At 59.5% G+C, this 21,227-nt stretch carries 23 protein-coding genes; 16 read left to right on the top strand and 7 right to left on the bottom strand.

Annotated elements, in window-relative coordinates; genetic code table 11:
• Window positions 1–21: 21 nt before the first annotated feature.
• From JNB91_RS05005 to JNB91_RS04990, 4 genes are all read left to right on the top strand, one after another.
• A complete protein-coding gene (locus JNB91_RS05005) occupies window positions 22–672 on the top strand; it encodes an arylesterase (RefSeq protein WP_220324426.1) in 651 nt (216 codons plus the stop codon).
• Between the two features lie 69 nt (window positions 673–741).
• Entirely contained in the window at window positions 742–1,329 is a 588-nt protein-coding gene (gene thpR / locus JNB91_RS05000; protein ID WP_220324425.1) for an RNA 2',3'-cyclic phosphodiesterase, read from the top strand.
• A gap of 31 nt (window positions 1,330–1,360) precedes the next feature.
• The gene (locus tag JNB91_RS04995) at window positions 1,361–1,663 is read left to right on the top strand and encodes a 4a-hydroxytetrahydrobiopterin dehydratase (RefSeq protein ID WP_220324424.1); all 303 of its coding nucleotides are present in this window, start codon (window positions 1,361–1,363) and stop codon (window positions 1,661–1,663) included.
• Window positions 1,664–1,727: 64 nt separating this feature from the next.
• The gene (locus JNB91_RS04990; RefSeq protein WP_220324423.1) at window positions 1,728–2,156 is read left to right on the top strand and encodes a YkvA family protein; all 429 of its coding nucleotides are present in this window, start codon (window positions 1,728–1,730) and stop codon (window positions 2,154–2,156) included.
• A gap of 7 nt (window positions 2,157–2,163) precedes the next feature.
• Here JNB91_RS04990 and JNB91_RS04985 read toward each other — a convergent pair whose 3' ends face one another.
• Window positions 2,164–2,724 carry a sigma-70 family RNA polymerase sigma factor gene (locus tag JNB91_RS04985; RefSeq protein ID WP_220324422.1) on the bottom strand — a complete coding sequence of 187 codons (561 nt, stop codon included), beginning with the start codon at window positions 2,722–2,724 and terminating at the stop codon, window positions 2,164–2,166.
• Window positions 2,725–2,977: 253 nt separating this feature from the next.
• Here JNB91_RS04985 and JNB91_RS04980 point away from each other — a divergent pair, with 253 nt between their 5' ends.
• Both JNB91_RS04980 and rlmN read left to right on the top strand, forming a co-directional pair.
• Window positions 2,978–3,481, top strand: coding sequence for an invasion associated locus B family protein (locus tag JNB91_RS04980; protein WP_220324421.1), 504 nt, complete (start codon window positions 2,978–2,980; stop codon window positions 3,479–3,481).
• A gap of 216 nt (window positions 3,482–3,697) precedes the next feature.
• Window positions 3,698–4,942 (top strand): dual-specificity RNA methyltransferase RlmN, encoded by a 1,245-nt coding sequence (gene rlmN / locus JNB91_RS04975; RefSeq protein WP_220324420.1) that lies wholly within the window; start codon window positions 3,698–3,700, stop codon window positions 4,940–4,942.
• Window positions 4,943–4,954: 12 nt separating this feature from the next.
• Here rlmN and JNB91_RS04970 read toward each other — a convergent pair whose 3' ends face one another.
• Both JNB91_RS04970 and JNB91_RS04965 read right to left on the bottom strand, forming a co-directional pair.
• A complete protein-coding gene (locus JNB91_RS04970) occupies window positions 4,955–6,817 on the bottom strand; it encodes an FUSC family protein (RefSeq protein ID WP_220324419.1) in 1,863 nt (620 codons plus the stop codon).
• Window positions 6,814–7,251, bottom strand: a complete 438-nt coding sequence (locus JNB91_RS04965) for a MarR family winged helix-turn-helix transcriptional regulator (protein ID WP_346269270.1) — start codon at window positions 7,249–7,251, stop codon at window positions 6,814–6,816. Before JNB91_RS04965 ends, JNB91_RS04970 begins: the two co-directional genes overlap by 4 nt.
• A gap of 219 nt (window positions 7,252–7,470) precedes the next feature.
• On the opposite strand from JNB91_RS04965, the gene JNB91_RS04960 reads away from it, so the two are divergent.
• The 3 genes from JNB91_RS04960 (at window position 7,471) to JNB91_RS04950 (ending at window position 10,196) form a co-directional block, all read left to right on the top strand.
• Window positions 7,471–8,424: an ABC transporter substrate-binding protein gene (locus tag JNB91_RS04960; protein ID WP_220324417.1), complete on the top strand. Its 954-nt coding sequence runs from the start codon at window positions 7,471–7,473 to the stop codon at window positions 8,422–8,424.
• Window positions 8,425–8,523: 99 nt separating this feature from the next.
• Window positions 8,524–9,405 (top strand): ABC transporter permease, encoded by an 882-nt coding sequence (locus JNB91_RS04955; protein ID WP_220324416.1) that lies wholly within the window; start codon window positions 8,524–8,526, stop codon window positions 9,403–9,405.
• Window positions 9,402–10,196 carry an ABC transporter ATP-binding protein gene (locus JNB91_RS04950; RefSeq protein WP_220324415.1) on the top strand — a complete coding sequence of 265 codons (795 nt, stop codon included), beginning with the start codon at window positions 9,402–9,404 and terminating at the stop codon, window positions 10,194–10,196. Before JNB91_RS04955 ends, JNB91_RS04950 begins: the two co-directional genes overlap by 4 nt.
• A gap of 122 nt (window positions 10,197–10,318) precedes the next feature.
• On the opposite strand, the gene JNB91_RS04945 is transcribed toward JNB91_RS04950, so the two are convergent.
• Together JNB91_RS04945 and JNB91_RS04940 are read right to left on the bottom strand one after the other, a co-directional pair.
• Window positions 10,319–10,960 (bottom strand): LysE family translocator, encoded by a 642-nt coding sequence (locus JNB91_RS04945; RefSeq protein WP_220324584.1) that lies wholly within the window; start codon window positions 10,958–10,960, stop codon window positions 10,319–10,321.
• 70 nt (window positions 10,961–11,030) lie between these two features.
• The gene (locus JNB91_RS04940) at window positions 11,031–11,888 is read right to left on the bottom strand and encodes an SDR family NAD(P)-dependent oxidoreductase (protein ID WP_220324414.1); all 858 of its coding nucleotides are present in this window, start codon (window positions 11,886–11,888) and stop codon (window positions 11,031–11,033) included.
• Window positions 11,889–11,990: 102 nt separating this feature from the next.
• On the opposite strand from JNB91_RS04940, the gene JNB91_RS04935 reads away from it, so the two are divergent.
• The 3 genes from JNB91_RS04935 to JNB91_RS04925 all read left to right on the top strand — a co-directional run bounded on the left by JNB91_RS04935 (window position 11,991) and on the right by JNB91_RS04925 (window position 13,864).
• Window positions 11,991–12,242 carry a type II toxin-antitoxin system ParD family antitoxin gene (locus tag JNB91_RS04935; RefSeq protein WP_220324413.1) on the top strand — a complete coding sequence of 84 codons (252 nt, stop codon included), beginning with the start codon at window positions 11,991–11,993 and terminating at the stop codon, window positions 12,240–12,242.
• Complete coding sequence (locus JNB91_RS04930) at window positions 12,239–12,529, top strand: type II toxin-antitoxin system RelE/ParE family toxin (RefSeq protein WP_220324412.1); 291 nt, start codon at window positions 12,239–12,241, stop codon at window positions 12,527–12,529. Before JNB91_RS04935 ends, JNB91_RS04930 begins: the two co-directional genes overlap by 4 nt.
• A 111-nt stretch (window positions 12,530–12,640) precedes the next feature.
• Window positions 12,641–13,864 carry an argininosuccinate synthase gene (locus JNB91_RS04925; RefSeq protein WP_220324411.1) on the top strand — a complete coding sequence of 408 codons (1,224 nt, stop codon included), beginning with the start codon at window positions 12,641–12,643 and terminating at the stop codon, window positions 13,862–13,864.
• A 53-nt stretch (window positions 13,865–13,917) separates the two neighbouring features.
• On the opposite strand, the gene JNB91_RS04920 is transcribed toward JNB91_RS04925, so the two are convergent.
• Both JNB91_RS04920 and JNB91_RS04915 read right to left on the bottom strand, forming a co-directional pair.
• The gene (locus JNB91_RS04920) at window positions 13,918–15,093 is read right to left on the bottom strand and encodes a multidrug effflux MFS transporter (RefSeq protein WP_220324583.1); all 1,176 of its coding nucleotides are present in this window, start codon (window positions 15,091–15,093) and stop codon (window positions 13,918–13,920) included.
• Window positions 15,094–15,115: 22 nt separating this feature from the next.
• Window positions 15,116–15,613 carry a MarR family winged helix-turn-helix transcriptional regulator gene (locus JNB91_RS04915; RefSeq protein WP_220324410.1) on the bottom strand — a complete coding sequence of 166 codons (498 nt, stop codon included), beginning with the start codon at window positions 15,611–15,613 and terminating at the stop codon, window positions 15,116–15,118.
• A 158-nt stretch (window positions 15,614–15,771) separates the two neighbouring features.
• On the opposite strand from JNB91_RS04915, the gene JNB91_RS04910 reads away from it, so the two are divergent.
• The 4 genes from JNB91_RS04910 to ppa all read left to right on the top strand — a co-directional run bounded on the left by JNB91_RS04910 (window position 15,772) and on the right by ppa (window position 21,225).
• On the top strand, window positions 15,772–17,859 hold the full coding sequence (locus JNB91_RS04910) for a M3 family metallopeptidase (RefSeq protein WP_220324409.1): 2,088 nt from the start codon (window positions 15,772–15,774) through the stop codon (window positions 17,857–17,859).
• A 161-nt stretch (window positions 17,860–18,020) separates the two neighbouring features.
• Window positions 18,021–19,844 (top strand): translational GTPase TypA, encoded by a 1,824-nt coding sequence (typA, locus tag JNB91_RS04905; RefSeq protein WP_220324408.1) that lies wholly within the window; start codon window positions 18,021–18,023, stop codon window positions 19,842–19,844.
• A 201-nt stretch (window positions 19,845–20,045) separates the two neighbouring features.
• Complete coding sequence (locus JNB91_RS04900; protein ID WP_220324407.1) at window positions 20,046–20,555, top strand: GNAT family N-acetyltransferase; 510 nt, start codon at window positions 20,046–20,048, stop codon at window positions 20,553–20,555.
• A gap of 136 nt (window positions 20,556–20,691) precedes the next feature.
• A complete protein-coding gene (ppa, locus tag JNB91_RS04895; RefSeq protein ID WP_220324406.1) occupies window positions 20,692–21,225 on the top strand; it encodes an inorganic diphosphatase in 534 nt (177 codons plus the stop codon).
• Window positions 21,226–21,227: the final 2 nt, after the last annotated feature.

Raw genomic sequence — 21,227 nt, 5'->3', positions numbered from 1 at the left:
TGGAAATCTAGGAGACGTGAGTTGAGTTTTAAAGCAAGCCTTCTTCACTTCATCGTCATGGTTGCTCTGTTTGCCGGCTCAAGCTCGGCAAAAGCGCAGGAGAAGGCGATCAATCTGGTCGGCTTCGGCGACAGCCTGATGGCCGGATACCAGCTTGCGCCGTCGGAATCCTACACCGCCCAGCTGGAAACGGCCCTGAAGGCCAAGGGACATAACGTTGTCATCACCAATGCCGGGGTCTCGGGCGATACGACGTCTGCCGGACTTTCGCGCATCGACTGGTCGGTGCCGGACGGAACCGACGGCGTCATTCTCGAACTCGGCGCCAATGACGCGCTGCGCGGCATTGCGCCGGAACAGTCCGAAAAGAACCTAGACGCCATGCTGGCGCGGCTGAAGGAGCGCGGCATTCCGGTTCTGCTTGCCGGCATTCTCGCGCCGCCGAACATGGGCGGCGACTATGCTGAAAAGTTCAACCCGATCTACAAGCGGCTTGCCGAGAAATATGCGGTGCCGCTCTATCCGTTCTTCCTCGACGGGGTGACGACGGTGCCGGGAATGCAGCTCGAAGACGGCATGCATCCCAATGCGAAGGGCGTGGCAGTGATGGCGGAGCGTACTCTTCCTATGGTGGAAGCATTTCTAGGGGAGATCGCTTCAGACATAAAATAACAACTTGCACGGAACGAGATTGCGTGTTCCGCTGTTGATATCTGCTAGAGATTCGAGGAGGTTCTGCGTATGCCGAGACTTTTCACCGCCCTCGAAGTGCCGCGCAATGTTGCCTTAAGTCTGTCCCTTCTTCGGGGCGGAATACCTGGCGCGCGATGGATCGACGTCGAGAATTACCATATCACCCTGCGCTTCATCGGCGATGTCGATAACCGGACAGCTGACGAAATCGTCGACCGGTTGGACCGGATCGACCGCCCGGAATTCCAGGCGCAACTGACGGGTATCGGTTCCTTCGGATCTAAGAAGCCGCATTCGATCTGGGCCGGCGTTTCCGTTTCTCCGGACATGCTGGCTTTGCAGGCCGAGATCGAGCGGATCTGCCAGCGGATCGCTTTGCCGCCGGACCCGCGCAAGTTCATGCCGCATGTGACGCTTGCCAGATTGAAGCACTGCCGTCTCGACGATGTGGTGCATTATCTTTCGGGTCGGGGCAATTTTCAGACCGTTCCGTTCAAGGTCTCGCGCTTCGTGCTTCTGTCATCGAAGGAATCCGTCGGTGGTGGGCCTTATGTGACGGAAGAGATATTTTCCTTGAGGGATGACAGTTTCGCCTACGAATATGGTGACGTGGAAACCGCCAAGAGCTATTTCTGACGGGCACTGTTTTTCGAGGGGCGACATGCCCATGGGCTATGAACTGTTGGAACAGGATGAGGTCGGACGTGAGTTGGCCAGGCTTGAGGGCTGGGAGCTTTCAGCGGATGGCCTTGCGATCCGCAAGTCCTTCAAATTCCGATCCTTCGTCGAAGCATTTGGCTTCATGACCGAATGCGCGCTGGCCGCTGAAAAACTCGATCATCACCCGGACTGGAGCAACAGCTATTCCCGTGTCGATGTCAAGCTCACCACGCATGTGAAGAAACAGCTGACGGACCGGGACTTCCGACTTGCGGCCTTGATGGACGAAGCTTGGTCGCGCCGCCTTTGAAAGACCATTGTCGATCCCCATATGAACTTCCGTGAAATCGATGAAGGTCTCCAACGGAGCGCTCATGGACGACGTAAAGATCGGTGAAATTCTTCTGCCCGGCGACGAAGACACGCAGGATCGCCGCGAAAAACAGGTGCGTGCGAAATTCTGGCCGACGCTGAAGCGGGCGGTAAAATTCGTGCCGTTCAGCCGCGATCTGGTCGCTGCCTATTATTGTGCGGTCGATCCGAAGACCCCGACCAGAGTGCGCGGCGTGCTTCTGGCCGCACTCGCCTATTTCGTCCTGCCGATCGATCTGGTGCCGGACATGTTCGTCATGGTCGGCTTTACCGATGATGTTGCGGTGCTGGCGGCGGCTTTAAGGATGATCCAGGGCCATATTGCCGATCGACATTACGATGCGGCGGATCAGACGCTGGCCGACAATCCTGATATGGGGCCTGACATGGGCCCTGACATCGGCCCCGATATGGGAAAAGCCCGGGCATAAGTGTGTGTCACGCGGCTGGCGGATCTTCCAGTGCGCGGCGCAGGTGCTGGAAGGCGAGCCGGATACGGGATTTCACCGTGCCTAGGGGAAGGCCGGTTGCTTGGGCAATTTCCGTGTGCGTCTGGCCCTGGAAAAAGGCGGCTTTCACCAATTCCATCTGTTCGCCGGGAATGCGGCTCAGCGCCTCGCGCACCCTTGCATCCCGTTCCTCGCCTTCGACAAGCGCATCGGTCGCCTGCATATCCATCATCTGCCATTGCGCATCGCCAAGCGCATCCTTGCCCTTGGCGCGACGCTGGGCATCAAGGCGCCGGTTGCGCGCGATGCGAAACAACCATGTCGAAAGGGATGATTTCTGCGGATCGTAAAGCGAGGCCCGATGCCAGAGGACCGTCATGACTTCCTGGACGAGTTCTTCCGCTTCATCGACGGGAATTCTCTGGCTCGTCAGCCAAGTTTTCAACCGGGGCGCAAAATGATCGAAGAGCACGCCAAAGGCCGCCTGATCACGCTCCACGGCAACCGCCATGGTCAAGCGCGCAAAGTAGTCCCGGTCGTTACCCTGCATCCAAACTACGCAATTCTTTCAACGCTCAGATTCGCATCTATACGACCATACTAATGTCATTGCGGGAGTTTGGAAGAGGACAAACTGTTGCCCTATTCCTTGTGTCATTGGCTTCATATTGCAGCGAGCGCGCAACCAATCCCGATGTTGACGGATTGGTAACCAGAATTAAGTCAAAATGAACCAGATCATGGCCCGCTTCACCCACCCTCACTGTTGAAGCGTCACGTATAACAAAACCCGGCAGGAAACCATGTCCGCACGCACAGTCGCACTCGCCCTTGCTCTTACCTTCGTAAGCGCAGGCATCGCCTCGGCTCAGACGCCGACCCGCATCCAGCAGTTCAAGGCATGGGGTGCCTATTCCTACAAGTCCGGCAACAGCACGGTCTGCTACGTCCTTTCGGTTCCCACGGCAAAGGAACCCGCAACCGTCGATCACGGCGATATTTTCTTCATCGTTTCCCAGCGTCCCGGCCAGAGCGTTTCCTATGAACCGCAGGCAATGGTCGGTTATCCGCTTCAGGCCAATTCTAAGGTGACGGTCACCATCGATGGCAAAGCCTTTACCATGTTCACCAAGGAAAAGGCTGCCTGGGTGGAAAACGCTGCCGAAGAACCTGCTCTCGTAGCCGCGATGAAAAGCGGGAGCTCGATGAGCGTCAGCGCCGTTTCCGGCCGCGGCACGAAGACTTCCTACACGTACCAGCTTGCCGGCATTTCGGCGGCGCTGAAGCAGATCGAAACCTGCAAGTAAGCCAACCCTTTTGGTTTAAACGGAGGCCGGTCCTTGGATCGGCCTTTCGTGTTTCTTGAAGACAGCGTGACTTGGCCCCATTTTGATGCTACAGGCCCGCTCAACATGGTCGGGCCGAATGTTGCCGCGGCCGAAACAGGTTTCACGCACAGACATGCCCAAGCCCTTCCGCCAACAAAGCGGTGGCGATGGTCATGTGCTCGAACGGGATAAAAAATGTCAGTCACAGAGGCCTTTGCCCCCGGCGCCATCGCCAAGAAGCCGCTGGTCGCCAATCCGGATCTTTTCACCTCCAAGCCGTCGCTGATCGGCCTGACGCGGCCGCAGATGGCGAAAGCCCTGCATGAAAAGGGCGTGCCGGAAAAGCAGTTGCGCATGCGCGTCAACCAGCTGTGGCACTGGCTCTATATCCGCGGCGTTTCCGATTTCGATGCGATGACCAATGTCGCCAAGGACATGCGCGAGATGCTCAAGGAGCATTTCACCATCGCCCGCCCGGAAATCGTCGAGGAGCAGATCTCCAATGACGGTACGCGCAAGTGGCTTTTGCGTTTCCCGTCACGCGGCGCCGGTCGCCCGGTCGAGATCGAGACCGTCTATATTCCGGAAGAAGGTCGCGGTACGCTGTGCATTTCCAGCCAGGTCGGCTGCACGCTCACCTGTTCCTTCTGTCACACCGGCACGCAGAAGCTGGTGCGCAACCTGACGGCGGAAGAAATCCTGTCGCAGCTTCTTTTGGCGCGTGACCGTCTGGGCGATTTTCCAGGTGCCGATACGCCGCCCGGCGCTTTCGTTCCGACCGGCGACCGCAAGGTCACCAATATCGTCATGATGGGCATGGGCGAGCCGCTCTACAATTTCGACAGCGTCAAGACCGCGCTTCTGATCGCCACCGATGGTGACGGCCTGTCGCTTTCCAAGCGCCGCGTGACGCTGTCCACGTCTGGTGTCGTGCCGGAAATCTACCGGACCGGCGAAGAAATCGGCGTGATGCTGGCGATTTCGCTGCATGCGGTGCGCGACGAGTTGCGCGACATGCTGGTGCCGATCAACAAGAAATATCCGCTGAAGGAGTTGCTCGACGCCTGCCGCGCCTATCCGAGCCTGTCGAATGCCCGCCGCATCACATTCGAATATGTGATGCTGAAGGATGTGAACGACAGCCTGGAAGACGCCAAGCTGATGGTTCAGCTGTTGAAGGGCATTCCGGCGAAGATCAACCTCATTCCATTCAACCCGTGGCCGGGCACGAACTACCAGTGCTCAGACTGGGCGACGATCGAGAAGTTCGCGGATTTCATCAATGCGGCAGGCTATGCTTCCCCGATCCGTACGCCGCGCGGCCGCGATATCCTTGCTGCTTGCGGCCAGCTGAAGTCGGAATCGGAGCGTATGCGCAAGACCGAGCGCTTGGCCTTCGAGGCGATGATGATCGCTGGTCACGGCGAAGACGACGACTGAGCCTTCTTGAGGTCAGCCGGCTCGCTTGAAGAAATCCTGATTGGCCGCGATCAAAGCGGCCGTCTCATTCAGCCGGTCGGCGTTCTCAGGATACGCCGTCTGCAGTTTCCGGGCTGCATTGCTGAACGCATGCACGACCCGTTCGGGTTTGCGGGATAGATGAGCAATGCTCAATAACGTCGCGCGCAGCGCCCGTTTTGACCGTACGTCGATCATGCCTTCGGTCATCATGCTGCGGATCGCATAAAGGCTGTTTCCGAGCTGCAATGCGCCCATGCCGCCGCTGACGGCAAAACTTCCCCCGCTGCCGCTCCGTTCGCTCCAGCGAACCAGCATAACGAGGCGATGATAGACGCGCATGCGCCAATGCAGATGACGATCGGGTCTGTCGAACGCGCCCTTCGCCATTGCGGCCAGCTCATGCACCATCAGCCTTATGACGAAATCCAGCCGCTTAGCAGTGTTCATGGGCAAGGCGACAAAAGCGAGATAGGCCGTGACCGGGCCGATAAATACGCCGAAGGCTTGCAGAAGCACATGCCCGAGCTCAGGGTTCGCCGGCACGTTGGGGTTCATCATCAGGAGGTAGATGAGATTGTAATCCATGCCCGCCAGCCCCACGCGCCGATGCGCCATCGGCAGCATGCCGATAAGCGTGAAGGGCATGATGAGCAGGGCCGCTACGATCACGCTACCGGCCATCGGCATGATGAAGAGATGCGCAAGAACCGCCGCGCAGACGCCGCCTGCCGCGCCGGCTACCACCCAGCGCATCTGAAGTTCGGGATTCGGGAATGTCGAAAAGACCGAGGTCATGATGGCGGCACCCATGACCATGTACGGGCCGAGCTGCCAACCGGTCGCTATCCACACAATTCCGGTCGCTGCGACGGCGCTCATCGATCTCAGGGCCGCATAACGTGCACCTATCCAGTCTCGATGCTGGGGCACGGGCCGTTCCGATGTCGGGCCGATCGCGGCTGCCGTCCTGTTTGCTCGCTGCCACAGCGGGACGATTGCCCTCAGGAGAGCGGCGCGATGCGGAAAATCGGTTTCAAGCTTTTCGGCCATTTCGTGCAGGCGTGCGGAGAGGTCATCCTGGCTGCCGCCGGTCACGAGCGGTTCGCCTGCATCCGCCTCGCGCGGTGAACGGGTGTCGAGCAACAATTCGGTCAGTGCAGAAAGCAGGCTGCGGATATCACGGGCCTTCCGGCGGATATTGAGTGAGCCGGCCGAGGCGATGTCGAGGCTTTCGTCCAGCGCGGCGATCTCGAGGATCAGCCGCGAGCGTTCTTTTCCATCGGGTCCACCCGCCGCCATATGGTCGAGGCAGGCCTGCATGATGTTTTTCACGCGCCTGGAAAGATCGGTGGGCTGTGGTTTGGGAGAAAAGACCAGGGCGACGATCGTGCCGACTGCGGCGCCAAGGCAAGCCGTTGCCATGCGATCGATCGCCAGCGGCCAGATGGACGTGTCATGGCCGTAACCGAGAAGGGCAACCATCGCCGCGGAATATCCAGCCAGAAGGCTGGTATAGGAGGCCGGGCCAGTGAGCAGATTTCCGGTGCCGGCGCAGAGGCTGAGCCAAAGCATCATGCCGATGATGATGCCAAGCGGGTCGTTGCCTGTGAGAACCATGAGGCCCACACCGACCAATGCGCCGACGATCGTGCCGGTGACGCGCGAAAGGCTTCGCTCAAGCCGCTGGCCGCGTGTCGGAAGGGCGGTGATCCAGACGGTCATCGCTGCCCATTGCGGGTGGTCAAGCCCGATCAGGGTGCCGATGGCAAGCGCCAGGCAGGCTGCGATCGCAGTGCGCGCGGTGAAGCGCAACCGGTTCGGGTCGATATCGAAGATGGCGGAAAGCGCTTTCATGATTGAGACTTCATTCCGGCCTTGGCCTTCTCCATTTTTTCCTCGACGCGTTCGCAGATGCGCAGCATGGCCGCGATGTCCTCGTCGCTGAAGTCGTCGAGCAGGTCTTTCTCCAGCGCCACGAGTTGCGCGCGGATGGCGGCGGCGGTTTTTCTGCCTTCTTCGGTGAGATGGAGCCTGCGGGCGCGGCGATCGTCCAGATCGATCCGGCGTTCGAGCAGGCCGCGTTTTGACAGGATATCGATCAGCCGCACGAGGCTCGATTCATCGAGGCCGGACGCCGCGGCGAGTTCCTTCTGCAACAGGCCATCACCCAGCCGATGCAGATAGATCAGCGGTGTCCAACTGGCGTCGGTCAGGCCGCTTTCCGCCAGCTTCTCATCGACGAACATGCGCCACCTTCTGGCGAAGACGACGACAGCGCCGCCGAACACGGCTTTTGGATCATTCGAATTTCTGTGCATTCAAATTATTTGGATCAAAAGTATTTTCTAGGCAAGCGGATTTGCGAACTGGGTGTGATGCAATTGTTGCATGGCTGCCAAAAAGCTGTCCCGGTGTCGCGGATCGGCTGTTGCGGACAGGTGTTGGTTGATTTCGGATGTCCGGCTGCCTAAGAAGCCAAAAAGCCAAGAACCGCCCGGAGGAAACCTATGCGCGCTTTCATTCTCGCCCTTGCGGCAGCCACCGCTCTCGCCATGCCTGCAAAGGCTGCCGACGTCACCGTTGCCGTGACGGCCATCGTTGAACATCCTGCCCTCGATGCCGTCCGTGATGGCGTGAAGGAAGCACTGGTCGAAGCCGGTTACAAGGACGGCGAGAACCTGAAGTTCATGTATGAGTCCGCGCAGGGCAATCCCGGCACGGCCGCGCAGATCGCTCGCCAGTTCGTCGGCGAAGAACCGAGCGTGATCGTGCCGATCTCGACGCCTTCTGCCCAGGCCGTGGTTTCCGCCACCCGCGATATCCCGGTCGTTTTCACTGCCGTTTCCGATCCGGTCGGCGCCCAGCTGGTCAAGGACATGGCGAAGCCCGGCCGTAACGTGACCGGCCTTTCGGACATGTCGCCGGTTGCAGAGCATGTCAAGCTGATCCAGGAAATCTCGCCGAATGCGAAGTCGATCGGTTTCCTTTACAACACGGCTGAAACCAACTCGGTTTCGATCCTCGCCGCGCTGAAGGAAGAAGCCGCCAAGACCGGCATGACGGTAATCGAGTCGGTTGCGACCAAGTCGGCCGAAGTGCAGGGCGCTGCCCGTGGTCTCGTCGGCCGTGCCGACGTCTTCTACATTCCGACCGACAACACGATCGTTTCGGCCTTCGAGGCTGCTGTCGGTGTTGCCGAAGAAGCCAAAATCCCGCTTTACGCTGCCGATACCGGTTCGGTTGATCGCGGTGCCGTTGCCGCCCTCGGCTTCAACTATTTCGACGTCGGCAAGCAGACTGGTGCTATTGTTGCCCGTATCCTCAAGGGCGAGGCTCCCGGCGATATTCCGGTCACCGTTGCTGCCGGTACCGATCTCGTCATCAACAAGGGTGCGGCCACCCGCATGGGTGTGACGCTGCCCGAGGCCATCGTTTCGCGCGCCACGCGCACGGTCGAATAAGCCGGATTTTACCAACGCACCGGGTGACGGGATGTCATCCGGTGTGATCGACGACCAACCGGCGCAGCAAGTGCTGGGTAATGAGGGGAGCACGCAAAGGTGCTTAGTCAGATTGCCTTCTGGGGCGCAGTGGAACTCGGGCTGGTTTTCGCCTTTGTCGCCATCGGTGTATTTCTCGCCTTCAGGGTGCTCGATTTTCCCGATCTCACGGTAGACGGGTCGTTTCCGCTCGGGGCCGCGGTTGCGGCCGTGCTGATCACAATCGGCATCAATCCGTGGCTTGCGGCCGTTGTCGCCATGCTGGCCGGTGCCGCCGCCGGCACGGTGACGGCGTTTCTCAATGTCCGCTTCCGCATCCTCAACCTGCTTGCCTCGATCCTGACCATGATCGCGCTCTTTTCCGTCAACCTGCGGGTTATGGGAAAGCCGAATGTGGCGCTGATCAATGCCGACACGATGCTGAGCCCGTTCTTCGGCCTGGGCTTACGTGAAGTTTATGTGCGCCCGCTGTTCGTCGGTGTGCTGGTGGTCATCGCAGTGATCGCCGTCTGGCGCTTTCTCGAAAGCGATGCCGGTCTTGCGATGCGCGCGACCGGCGCCAACCCGCGCATGTCGCGGGCACAAGGGATCGACACGAGCTGGCAGGTCTATCTCGGGCTTGCGCTTTCCAACGCGCTTGTGGCGCTCGGCGGCGCGCTGTTTGCACAGACCAACGGTTTTGCCGATGTCACCTCCGGTGTCGGCACGATCGTCGTCGGTCTTGCTGCCGTCATCATCGGCGAGACGCTGTTTGGTGCACGCGGTATTCTTCTGGCGCTGATAGGCTGCGTCGTCGGCTCGATCCTTTATCGCATCGCCATCCAGCTGGCGCTTTCGACGGATGCGCTCGGCCTGAAAGCCTCCGACCTCAATCTCGTTACCGCCGTTCTGGTGGCCGTGGCGCTCGTTCTGCCGCGTCTGCGCCGGGGAGCTTCGTCATGATCGATCTCAAGGATATCCGTGTCACCTTCGGCAAGGGCACGCCGCTGCAGAAAGAGGCGCTGAAGGGCGTCAACCTGACGATCGAGGAAGGTTCCTTCGTCACCGTCATCGGTTCCAACGGTGCGGGGAAATCGACCCTGCTCGGCGTGCTGGCCGGCGACGTTCTGGCGAATGAAGGCAAGGTTACGATCGGCAATACGGATGTGACGCGCAAGTCGACATCCGCCCGTGCCGGTCTCGTCGCCCGCGTATTCCAGGATCCGCTGGCGGGCAGCTGCGGGTCTCTGTCGATCGAGGAGAATCTGGCACTTGCAGCGCGCCGGGGCGAGACACGCGGCCTGCGCTCGGCGCTTGGACCGCGCCGCCGCGAGCTGTTTCGCGAGCGGATCGCCGAACTCAATCTCGGGCTGGAAAACCGGATGAAGGACCGCATGGACCTGTTGTCCGGCGGTCAGCGGCAGGCGGTGTCGCTGGTCATGGCGACGATGGCGGGTTCGGATGTGCTTCTGCTCGACGAGCATACGGCGGCACTTGATCCGGGCATGGCGGAATTCATCATGAAACTCACCCAGCGGGTTGTCTCGGAGCGCAAGCTGACGACGTTGATGGTGACACATTCGATGCGCCAGGCGCTGGACTTCGGCCACCGCACGATCATGCTGCATGGCGGCGAGATCATTCTCGATGTCAGCGGCGATAGCCGCAAGGACCTGCAGGTCGAAGACCTGATCGCTATGTTCCGCAAGATGCGTGGCGAGACGCTGGACGACGATGCGTTGCTGATCGGCTAGAGCATTTCCGCCTTTCTTCGAAACGCGAAAACGCTCTATCTCTTTGTTTTACGCAATTCCGGACGCAAAACTGGTTCCCACTTTTGCTGGAATTGCTCTAAGGCCGGTCAGCGCTTCATCTGTCAGCGTGCCTGAGTGAAGAAGATCTTTGCCGCGAAGATCGAGAAGACGCCGGCAAAGGTATAGTCGATGCCGCGCAGGATTTTTGGATTGGCTTGCAGCCACGTGGAAAGCCTGTCTGCCGCAAGCACGACGATCAGGTTTACAGGCATGCCGATAATGATGAAGTAGATCCCCAAGAAGATCAGCTTTCCCGTCACATGCGGGTCGCTTGCCGAGACGAATTGCGGCAGGAAGGTCATGAAGAAAATCACGACCTTGGGGTTGAGGATGTTCACCCAGAAACCAACCGAGATGTTGGCCAAGGCGCTGCTTTCCGCACGTTCAATCTTCTCGATCGAGAGTTTGGAGCCGAAGCGGATCGCCTGAATGGCGAGCCACAGCAGATAGGCTGCTCCTCCGGTTTTCAGAATGAAGAAAGCGGTCGGCGAGGCGGTGATCAGTGCAGAGATGCCGAAGGCGACAAGGAGCGTGTGACAGACGACGCCGAGACTGGTTCCAAGCACGGTATAGAGGGCCGGTCTACGGCCCTCGCCGAGCGCACGGCTGACCGAAAGCGTCATGTCCGGGCCGGGCGTGATCGCAAGGAGAAGTCCCGCCGCAGTGAAGGCGAGAAGTGCGGGAAGGCTTGGCAGGAATTCCATGGCGACACTCGTCAACTGGATGATCGATGGCATCGTTATCCAGCTGCCGAGCTTCTGCCAAATGAATATATTAGTTGCCGTTTATGAATTTCCTTGATGCATCGGCAAAATCCGGATGCCAGCGCGAAAGTGGCGGACGGTTTTCGATAATGTCGCCGATTGCCCAGGCCATGCGGCGCTCGTCAGTCGCCCGATCGACATCGTTGTCGGGGCAGAGAATGTAGAAATCGCCGCGACCGAGGCTTTCGACCATGAAGTCTACCGTCTGTTCCGATGTCCATGCGCCTTCCGGCTTTTCCGTCCGGCCACCCGCGGCAAGTGGGGTGAAGACGAAGCCGGGGATCAGGAGATGCGCCGAGACCTGACAGCCCTCGGTGTTGCGCAACTCGTGCTGCAGCGCTTCGGTGAAGGTTTTTACGCCGGATTTGGAGACGTTGTAGGCGGGATCGCCGGGTGGGGTGGTAATGCCCTGTTTGGAACCGGTATTGATGATAAGCGCCGGTTCGCCATGGGCGATCATCGCGGGGCCGAAGATGCGGCTGCCGTTTACGACGCCCATCAGGTTGACGGCGAGCACGTTTTCCCAATTCGCCTGCGGGCCGAAAATGCTGCTGCCGGGCTGGATGCCGGCATTGTTCATCAGCACATGGACACGACCGAAACGCTGGATGACGGCCCGTTCGAGCGCTGCGATCTCGTCCGGCTTCGACACATCGGTGCCGATCGCCGCGACATCGTGTTCGCCGCCTTCCGCCAGTGCGGTGACTTCGCGGGTCGCCTCGACGAGCTTTTCTCCCTCCAGGTCGACAAGCACGACGGAAAGGCCCTGCCGAGCAAATTCCTTCGCCGCAGCAAGCCCGATGCCGGAAGCGGCTCCGGTGATGACGGCGACATTGTCCCTTTTCAGAGCGGGATGAGTAACGGTCATGGGTCGGTCTCCTCTATGACGCTGCTGTTCAAAGGTCCGGCGGGATATGGTACATCCTGGTATTCCGTCAACATGACGGGATATTGAAGCGGAGCCAAGCCGATGGGCGAGATCATATCGATCAGGGTGGATGAAGAAACGGCCGCCTATGTCAAAAAGCAGGTGGATGACGGGCGCTATGCTTCCGAAAGCGAAGTGATCGAAGAAGCGCTAAGGCTTCTAAAGGAAAGCGAAGAGGACGAGATCGAGGCGTTGCGCGCTGCGATCGACGAGGGAGAAGCTTCGGGCGAGCCGCAGCCGTTCGATTTCGACGCTTTCATCGAGCGAAAAAGGGTGCAGCGCGCGCAACGATGAAGGCTCTTGTCTTCTCGCCAAAGGCCAAAGCCGATATCGACGAAATCTACGACTACACGGAAGAGCATTGGGGCTTCGAGAAAGCCGAGGCCTACACTTTCGAACTCCGGGATGTCTGCCGAATGCTTGTGGAAGGACTTCGATCCGGCCGCATGATGCGAAATCTGAAACGAAACTATCTCGCGCTGTCCTTCAGGTCTCACGTCGTTATCTATCGTCAGACAGATACTCATCTCACAATCATCCGCATCCTTCACCAGCGGATGAACGTGCGGCGTCATCTCTGACGTTGTTTCTCCGGGTTTTCCTTGCACGGCCCCAGAAACTCGCTAAAAAGTTCGGCGATCCAATTTCGGCGGAATTTTCTCCGCCGCCACCCGCAGACGGACAAAATTATCATGGCACTCCCGAAAGACGTAAAGAAGGTCGTTCTCGCCTATTCCGGCGGTCTCGATACCTCGATCATCCTGAAATGGCTGCAGACCGAACTCAACGCTGAGGTCGTCACCTTCACGGCCGATCTCGGCCAGGGCGAAGAGCTCGAGCCGGCACGCAAGAAGGCCGAGATGCTGGGCATCAAGGAAATCTTCATCGAGGACGTCCGCGAAGAATTCGTCCGCGACTTCGTCTTCCCGATGTTCCGCGCCAATGCCGTTTATGAAGGCGTCTATCTGCTCGGCACGTCGATCGCCCGTCCGTTGATCTCCAAGCACCTGATCGAGATCGCCAAGAAGACCGGCGCCGATGCGATCGCCCATGGCGCGACCGGCAAGGGCAACGACCAGGTTCGTTTCGAAATGTCGGCCTATGCGCTGAACCCGGATATCAAGATCATCGCTCCGTGGCGCGACTGGTCGTTCAAGAGCCGTACGGATCTTTTGAACTTTGCCGAACAGCACCAGATCCCGGTCGCCAAGGACAAGAAGGGCGAAGCGCCGTTCTCCGTCGACGCCAACCTCTTGCACTCGTCTTCCGAAGGCAAGGTTCTGGAAGATCCGGCCGTCGAGGCGCCGGAATATGTGCATATGCGCACGATCTCGCCGGAAGCCGCTCCCGACCAGGCAACGACGATCAAGATCGGTTTCCGCAAGGGTGACGCCGTCTCGATCAACGGTGTCGAGATGTCGCCGGCAACCCTGCTTGCGCAGCTCAACAACTATGGCCGCGACAATGGCATCGGCCGTCTCGATCTCGTCGAGAACCGTTTTGTCGGCATGAAGTCGCGCGGCGTCTACGAGACCCCCGGCGGCACGATCCTGCTTTCGGCTCACCGCGCAATCGAATCGATCACGCTCGACCGCGGCGCTGCTCACCTGAAAGATGAGCTGATGCCGAAATATGCCGAGCTGATCTATTACGGTTTCTGGTTCTCGCCGGAGCGCGAAATGCTGCAGGCTCTGATCGACAAGAGCCAGGAGCATGTCGAAGGCGAAGTGACGCTGAAGCTCTACAAGGGCAATGTCATGGTCATCGGCCGCGAAAGCGACAAGTCGCTCTATTCGGATGCGCTCGTCACCTTCGAGGACGATCACGGCGCCTACGACCAGAAGGATGCAGCCGGCTTCATCAAGCTGAACTCGCTGCGCCTGCGCACGCTCGCCAAGCGCAACCAGCTGAAATAATCGGGCTTACCGATTTTCCAATCAGGCCCCGCTGTTACCGCAGCGGGGCTTTTTTATTGCCGGCGGCTGATGAAGCGGTGAGCGAGATAGGCCGCGACCGCGGTGAATTCCATGATGGGGATGATCGTGCCGAAGGAAGTCAGCGGGTTTGCGAAGGTGGCAGCGACCAGCCCGCCGAGAAAGCCGCCGCCCATCTGGATGAAACCCATCAGCGCGGAGGCGGAGCCTGCGACTTTCGGAAATGCGGCAAGGCCGGAGGTGACGACATGCGGCGTCAGGAAGGCGATACCGAAGGTGCAGATGCCGACCGGGACCATGATCGACAGGAATGTCGGATCGAGCAGGTGCACGGACAACAGCATCAGGAAGCCGCCCGTGCCGCAGAAGGCGATGCCGATCGCAACCGCGGCAGGACCGGATATGCGGCCGGAGATCATCCGTAGAGTGATCGAACCCGCCAGATAGGAACCCGTTTGTGCCAGCATGCCGAGGCCGAACTGGGTCGGGCTGAGGCCGACGACATCGATCAGGACAAAGGGCAACATGGTGCCCTGGGCATAAAGCGCGCCGATCGAGCCGCCGAGAATGAGCGAGGGGAAGAGAAAGCGCAGGTCGATGATCAGGCCGGCATAAGTCTTCACCAGCGTGACGGGCTGCAGGCGCGAGCGATCCGGAATGGCCGTTTCCTTGAGCGCGAAAATGCAGGTCAGCAATGCGATGGCGCCGAAGGCGATCAGCAGCAGAAAGATAGACTGCCAGCCGAAGGCGGACAAGGCCAATCCGCCGATCGTGGGGCCGAGCGCCGGGCCGATTGCCAGGATGATGCCGATCATGTTCATGATCCGCGCGGCCTGCCCTCCGACAAACTGGTCGCGAACGGCGGCGCGGGCCACGGTGACGCCGACCGACGCGCCGATCCCCTGGATCAGCCGTCCCGCCAGGATCCAGTTGACATCGATCGCCATGGCGCAGATCAGTGAGCCGAGGACATAGATCGTCAGGAAGGCAATCGAGGCTTTCTTCCGGCCAAAGGCATCCGACACCGGGCCGGCGAGCAGCTGGGCCAAGGCAAAACCACCGAAATAAAGCGAAAGCGACAGCTTGATGGCCGATTCCGTCGTGCCGAAAGCGCGAACCAGTTCCGGCATGGCGGGCGTATAAACCGCCATCGATACGGGGCCGATTGCAGTCAGAAGCGCGCCGATCACGGTCGTGCGCCGCTCTGTCATGATTGTCGGGCGGGCGGCGGTATCAGCGTCGCTCATCGGCACCTGTTGCAGCGGGAGGAGAAGTCTCCTGGAGGTTCCGGTTCACCACGGTAAGCGACGCTTTCAACTGGCTTCGGGCTTCCAGCGACAGGCCTGAAGTCGCGTGGTCTAGAATGACGTGGAGTTCCGCGCGGATTTTTCGGATCATCTCATCCGACGTCTTCGTCAGGGCAATCCGCTTGGCGCGCCGGTCGGCTGCGCATTTGTGGCGCTCGATCAGGCCAAGCGTCTGCAACTTATCGAGATAGGTGCAGAGCGTCATCGGCTCGACGCTCATCTGCGAGGCAATGTCGAGTTGCCTGCTGCCTTCATGATCGGCGATATGGATCAGCGCCCTTGCCTCGCCGGGGGTGAGGCCCAACCCCGCAGCATTGATGCGATTTTCAAATGCCGTTCGCAATGCGCGCGCGGTATCGACGATCAACAGGCCCAGGAGATCGCCTTGCGGCGGGTCATGGGGGATTTTGACTGGAAGGCTCATAAGGCTGGCTTACTATCTTTCCGCGTGGCCGCAAACGGAAAAGCTTGATGCAGCGTGGAACGAGTGCGTGAAGCATCGCTTTGTCGTACTTGATCCAGACACTCAACAACCTATCCTGTAGCCCAGAAACAAATCAGAATCGCAGAAGGATTTCCCTTATGGCCAACGCTTCCGTCAACCGTGCCCTTGTAGAGTGGAGCGGGCATGAAGGCCTGCCGCGGTTCGATCTCGTCAATGACGAGGATTTCGCCCCCGCTTTCGAAGTGGCTCTGGCAAGCCATGAGGCCGAAATCGACGCGATAGCCAATAATCAGGAAGCGCCGAGCTTCGAAAATACCGTCGTGGCGCTGGAAATTGCTGGTGACGAGCTTTCCCGCGTCTCCTCCTTGTTCTGGGGCAAGGCCGGTGCGCATACGAACGAGACGATCCAGGCGCTGGAGCGCGAGATCGCGCCAAAAATGTCGCGGCATTACTCGAGGATCGGCACCAACGCAGCGCTTTTCGCCCGCATCGATGCGCTGTGGGACAAGCGGGCGGAGCTTGGCCTGACGCTCGAGCAGGAACGGGTGCTGGAGCGTCACTGGAAGGGTTTCGTCAAATCGGGCGCCAAGCTCGAAAAGCCGGAACAGGATCGGCTTTCTTCGATCGGCGAAAAGCTTGCCGGTCTTGGCGCGCAGTTCGGCCAGAACGTTCTCGGGGATGAAAAGGAATGGTCGCTTAAGCTGACCGAGGAAGCCGAGCTTGAAGGCCTGCCGGATTTTCTGCGCGATGCGATGGCCGCTGCCGCCAAGGATCGCGGAGAGGCGGATGGCTATATGGTGACGCTGTCGCGCTCGATCATCGAGCCGTTCCTGACGTTTTCGGCGCGGCGCGAACTGCGCGAACAGGCGTTCAAGGCCTGGGTGGCGCGCGGCGAGAACGGCGGTGCGCGCGACAATATCGCGATCGTTCGCGAGACGCTGGCGCTGCGTGCGGAAAAGGCCAAGCTTCTCGGATATGAAAACTTCGCGGCGCTGAAGCTCGACAACACGATGGCGAAGACCGCCGAGAACGTGAACGGGCTGCTGCACAAGGTCTGGGACAAGGCGCGCTCCAAGGCGCTTGAAGAAGAGGCAAGCCTCGGCAAGCTGGTGGCCGAAGAGGGCAAGAACCATCCGGTCATGCCGTGGGACTGGCGCTATTACGCCGAAAAGCTGCGAGAGCGGACCTTCTCCTTCTCGGAATCAGAACTGAAACCCTATCTGCAGCTGGAAAAGGTCATCGAGGCCTGCTTCGATGTCGCCGAGCGGCTGTTCGGCGTCACGCTGACCGAGCTTAAAGGTGTTGCGGCCTACCATCCGGATGTGCGGGTTTTCGAACTGCGTGACGAAAGCGGTGCGCTCAAGGCGCTTTTCCTCGGCGATTATTTTGCCCGGTCTTCGAAGCGTTCCGGCGCATGGATGAGTTCATTCCAGTCGCAGCACAAGCTGAAACTGAAAAGTGGTGCCGAAGGCGAGTTGCCGATCATCTACAATGTCTGCAATTTCGCCAAGCCGGCGGAAGGCAAGCCGGCGCTGCTTTCGCTCGATGATGCGCGTACGCTCTTCCACGAATTCGGCCACGCGCTGCACGGCATGCTGTCGGATGTGACCTATCCATCCGTCTCCGGCACGGGCGTGTCGCGCGATTTCGTTGAACTGCCGTCGCAGCTTTACGAACACTGGCTGACGGTGCCGGAAATCCTCGAAAAATACGCCGTCCATTACGAGACCGGCAAGCCGATGCCGAAGGAGCTGCTCGACAAGGTTCTGGCCGCGCGCACCTTCAACGCGGGTTTCGCGACGGTCGAGTTCACCGCGTCGGCTCTGGTCGACATGGCCTTCCATACGCGGCCTCCGTCGGATGATCCGATGGCGGTGCAGGCGCAGGTTCTGTCGGAGCTGAAGATGCCGGCGTCGCTCGTCATGCGCCATGCAACGCCGCACTTCCAGCACGTGTTTTCCGGTGAAGGATATGCTGCCGGATATTATTCCTACATGTGGTCGGAAGTGCTGGATGCGGATGCATTCTCGGCCTTCGAAGAGGTCGGCAATGCCTTCGATCCGGTCATGGCGCGCAAGCTCAAGAACAATATCTATTCGGTCGGCGGCTCGATTGATCCGGAAGTCACCTACACGGCTTTCCGGGGTAAGCTGCCCGATCCCACTGCCATGTTGAAGAAAAAAGGTTTGGCCATGGTGGCCGAGCTTTCAGGCAGCGACGCCTGATTTTTCACGCCTGAATTGTCATCTTCTGTTCGCAAGGAATGGCTAGGGAGGGAGCGAAACTCTTCGCCCCCTTTCATAAACGGGAAAAACAGGGTAAGAGCGCGCCAACGAAATTGGCGCCTTCTCCCGATAATCGCGCCCCAGCCCCAGAGAAACTCGATATGGCACTTCGCAACATCGCGATCATCGCGCACGTTGACCATGGCAAAACGACGCTCGTTGACGAGCTCCTGAAACAGTCCGGCTCGTTCCGCGAGAACCAGCGCGTTGCAGAACGCGTCATGGATTCGAACGACCTTGAAAAGGAACGCGGCATCACCATTCTCGCGAAGGCGACTTCGGTTGAGTGGAAGGGCGTTCGCGTCAACATCGTCGACACCCCCGGCCACGCCGACTTCGGCGGCGAAGTCGAGCGCATTCTCTCGATGGTGGACGGCGCGATCGTTCTGGTCGACTCGTCGGAAGGCCCGATGCCGCAGACGAAGTTCGTTGTCGGCAAGGCGCTGAAGGTTGGTCTTCGCCCGATCGTCGCGATCAACAAGATCGACCGTCCGGACGGCCGCCACGAAGAAGTCATCAACGAAGTTTTCGACCTGTTCGCAAACCTCGACGCCACCGACGAGCAGCTCGACTTCCCGATCCTTTACGGTTCCGGTCGTGACGGTTGGATGAACTTCAACCCGGAAGGCCCGAAGGACGAAGGTCTGGCGCCGCTGCTCGACCTCGTGCTGAAGCACGTTCCGGAGCCGAAGGTCGAAGAAGGCCCGTTCCGCATGATCGGCACGCTTCTCGAAGCCAACCCGTTCCTCGGCCGCATCATCACCGGTCGCGTTGCCTCCGGTTCGATCAAGCCGAACCAGGCCGTCAAGGTTCTGTCCCAGGACGGCAAGACGGTTGAAACCGGCCGTATCTCCAAGATCCTTGCATTCCGCGGTATCGAGCGTCAGCCGATCGAAGAAGCCGTTGCCGGTGACATCGTCGCCATCGCCGGTCTCTCCAAGGGCACCGTCGCCGACACGTTCTGCGATCCTTCGGTTACCGAAGCCATGCAGGCACAGCCGATCGACCCGCCGACCGTTACGATGTCCTTTATCGTCAACGATTCGCCGCTTGCCGGCACCGAAGGCGACAAGGTTACTTCGCGCGTCATCCGCGACCGTCTGTTCAAGGAAGCCGAAGGCAACGTCGCGCTGAAGATCGAAGAAGCCGAAGGCAAGGATTCGTTCTACGTATCGGGCCGCGGCGAACTTCAGCTCGCCGTTCTGATCGAAACCATGCGCCGTGAAGGCTTTGAGCTTGCCGTTTCGCGTCCGCGCGTTGTCATGCACAAGGATGAGGCGACCGGCCAGACCATGGAGCCGATCGAAGAAGTCGTCATCGACGTCGATGAAGAGCATTCCGGTGTCGTCGTTCAGAAGATGTCCGAGCGCAAGGCCGAGATGACCGAACTGCGTCCTTCGGGCGGCAGCCGCGTTCGCCTCAAGTTCCTGGCTCCGACCCGCGGCCTGATCGGCTACCAGTCGGAACTTCTGACCGATACGCGCGGCACGGCGATCATGAACCGCCTGTTCCACGACTACCAGCCTTACAAGGGCGAGATCTCCGGCCGTACCAACGGCGTTCTCCTGTCCAACCAGGCTGGTGAGGCTGTTGCTTACGCCATGTTCAACCTCGAAGACCGCGGCCCGATGATCATCGAGCCGGGCGACAAGGTTTACATGGGCATGATCATCGGTATCCACACCCGTGACAACGACCTCGAAGTCAACGTTCTGAAGGGCAAGCAGCTGACGAACATCCGTTCGGCCGGCAAGGACGAAGCCGTTCGCCTGACCCCGCCGATCCGCATGACGCTCGACCGCGCGCTCTCCTGGATCCAGGACGACGAGCTGATGGAAGTCACGCCGAAGTCGATCCGTCTTCGCAAGATCTATCTCGACGCCAACGACCGCAAGCGCTTCGACAAGTCGAAGGCAGCTCTCTAAGCTTCGAGACAATCCTGATCTGAAAAGCCCGGCCCGCCAGCCGGGCTTTTTTCTGTGCTGTTGCAAATCACACGGCTTGTGGCTGCGGTTAAAAAAGCGTTAACTCGGGCGGTATTGTCCCCATCAGAACTCTGTGGGCAATCCGCCTGGTTAATGATTGACCGATGGCGGATCCCGCATAGCAGGACCTAAAGTCGCGTTATGAAGACGTTGTCGATCGATGTTCGGCGGGCCGACCCGCAGGATGCCCGAGCCATCTCGGATGTACACCGGCAGAGCTGGGTGCAGGCCTATGCGGGTCTCATCCCGCACAAGCCGCTGATCCAGATGCTGGAGCGTCGCGGCGAGAAATGGTGGCGCAAGGCAACCGACGGGCCGGCAACGCTTCTGGTTATCGATGTGGCCGGCCAGATTGCCGGTTATGCGACGGTCGGTCTCAACCGTGCCCGCGCACTGCCCTATGACGGCGAAATCTACGAGATCTATCTGCGGCCGGAATTCCAGGGCATCGGGCTCGGACGGCGCCTGTTCGGCGAAAGCCGCAAGCTTTTGACCTCGCTCGGCTGCCGCGGCCTGGTCGTCTGGTGCCTTGAAGACAGCGAACATGCGATCCGCTTTTTCCGCCGTCACGGTGGCAATGATGCCGTCGAGGGCATGGAGGATTTCGGTGGTTCGCAGCTGAAGAAAGTCGGCTTCGTCTGGCAGAATTGATGCGACTTAAGAGCGTTGCAGGGAATAAGTTTCCTCTCCTCGCGTGACCGGCCCCCGTCAATTCAATGGCTTATTGCCTTCAAGCCGGATTCCCGCTATCGACGCTTCAGTGAATTGAACCTAATTGAGGATCACGATGCGTATCGATGCAATTTCCATCGGCAAGAACCCGCCTGAAGACGTCAACGTCATCGTCGAGGTGCCGGTTGGCGGTCAGCCGATCAAGTACGAGATGGACAAGGAAGCCGGTGCACTGATCGTCGACCGCTTTCTCTACACCCCGATGACCTATCCGGGTAACTACGGCTTCATCCCGCACACGCTTTCCGAAGACGGCGACCCGTGCGACGTTTTGATCTGCAACACCCGTCCGCTGGTTCCGGGCTGCGTCATCAATGTTCGTCCGATCGGCGTGATGATCATGGAAGACGATGGTGGCAAGGACGAGAAGATTCTCGCCGTTCCGGTTCCGAAGCTGACCCAGCGTTACGACAAGATCAAGAACTACACGGATCTGCCGGAAATCACGCTGAAGCAGATCGAGCACTTCTTCGAGCACTACAAGGATCTGGAGCCCGGCAAGTGGGTCAAGATCGGCGGCTGGCAGGATGTCGATACCGCCAAGCGCCTGATCGTCGAAGCGATCGACCGCTACAAGGCCCAGAAGTAATC

Source organism: Aliirhizobium wenxiniae (genome assembly GCF_019511445.1).
Classification (GTDB): Bacteria; Pseudomonadota; Alphaproteobacteria; order Rhizobiales; family Rhizobiaceae; genus Neorhizobium; species Neorhizobium wenxiniae_A.
Note: the sequence above shows the minus strand (reverse complement) of the source record. Positions and strands in the feature narration are given on the sequence as shown.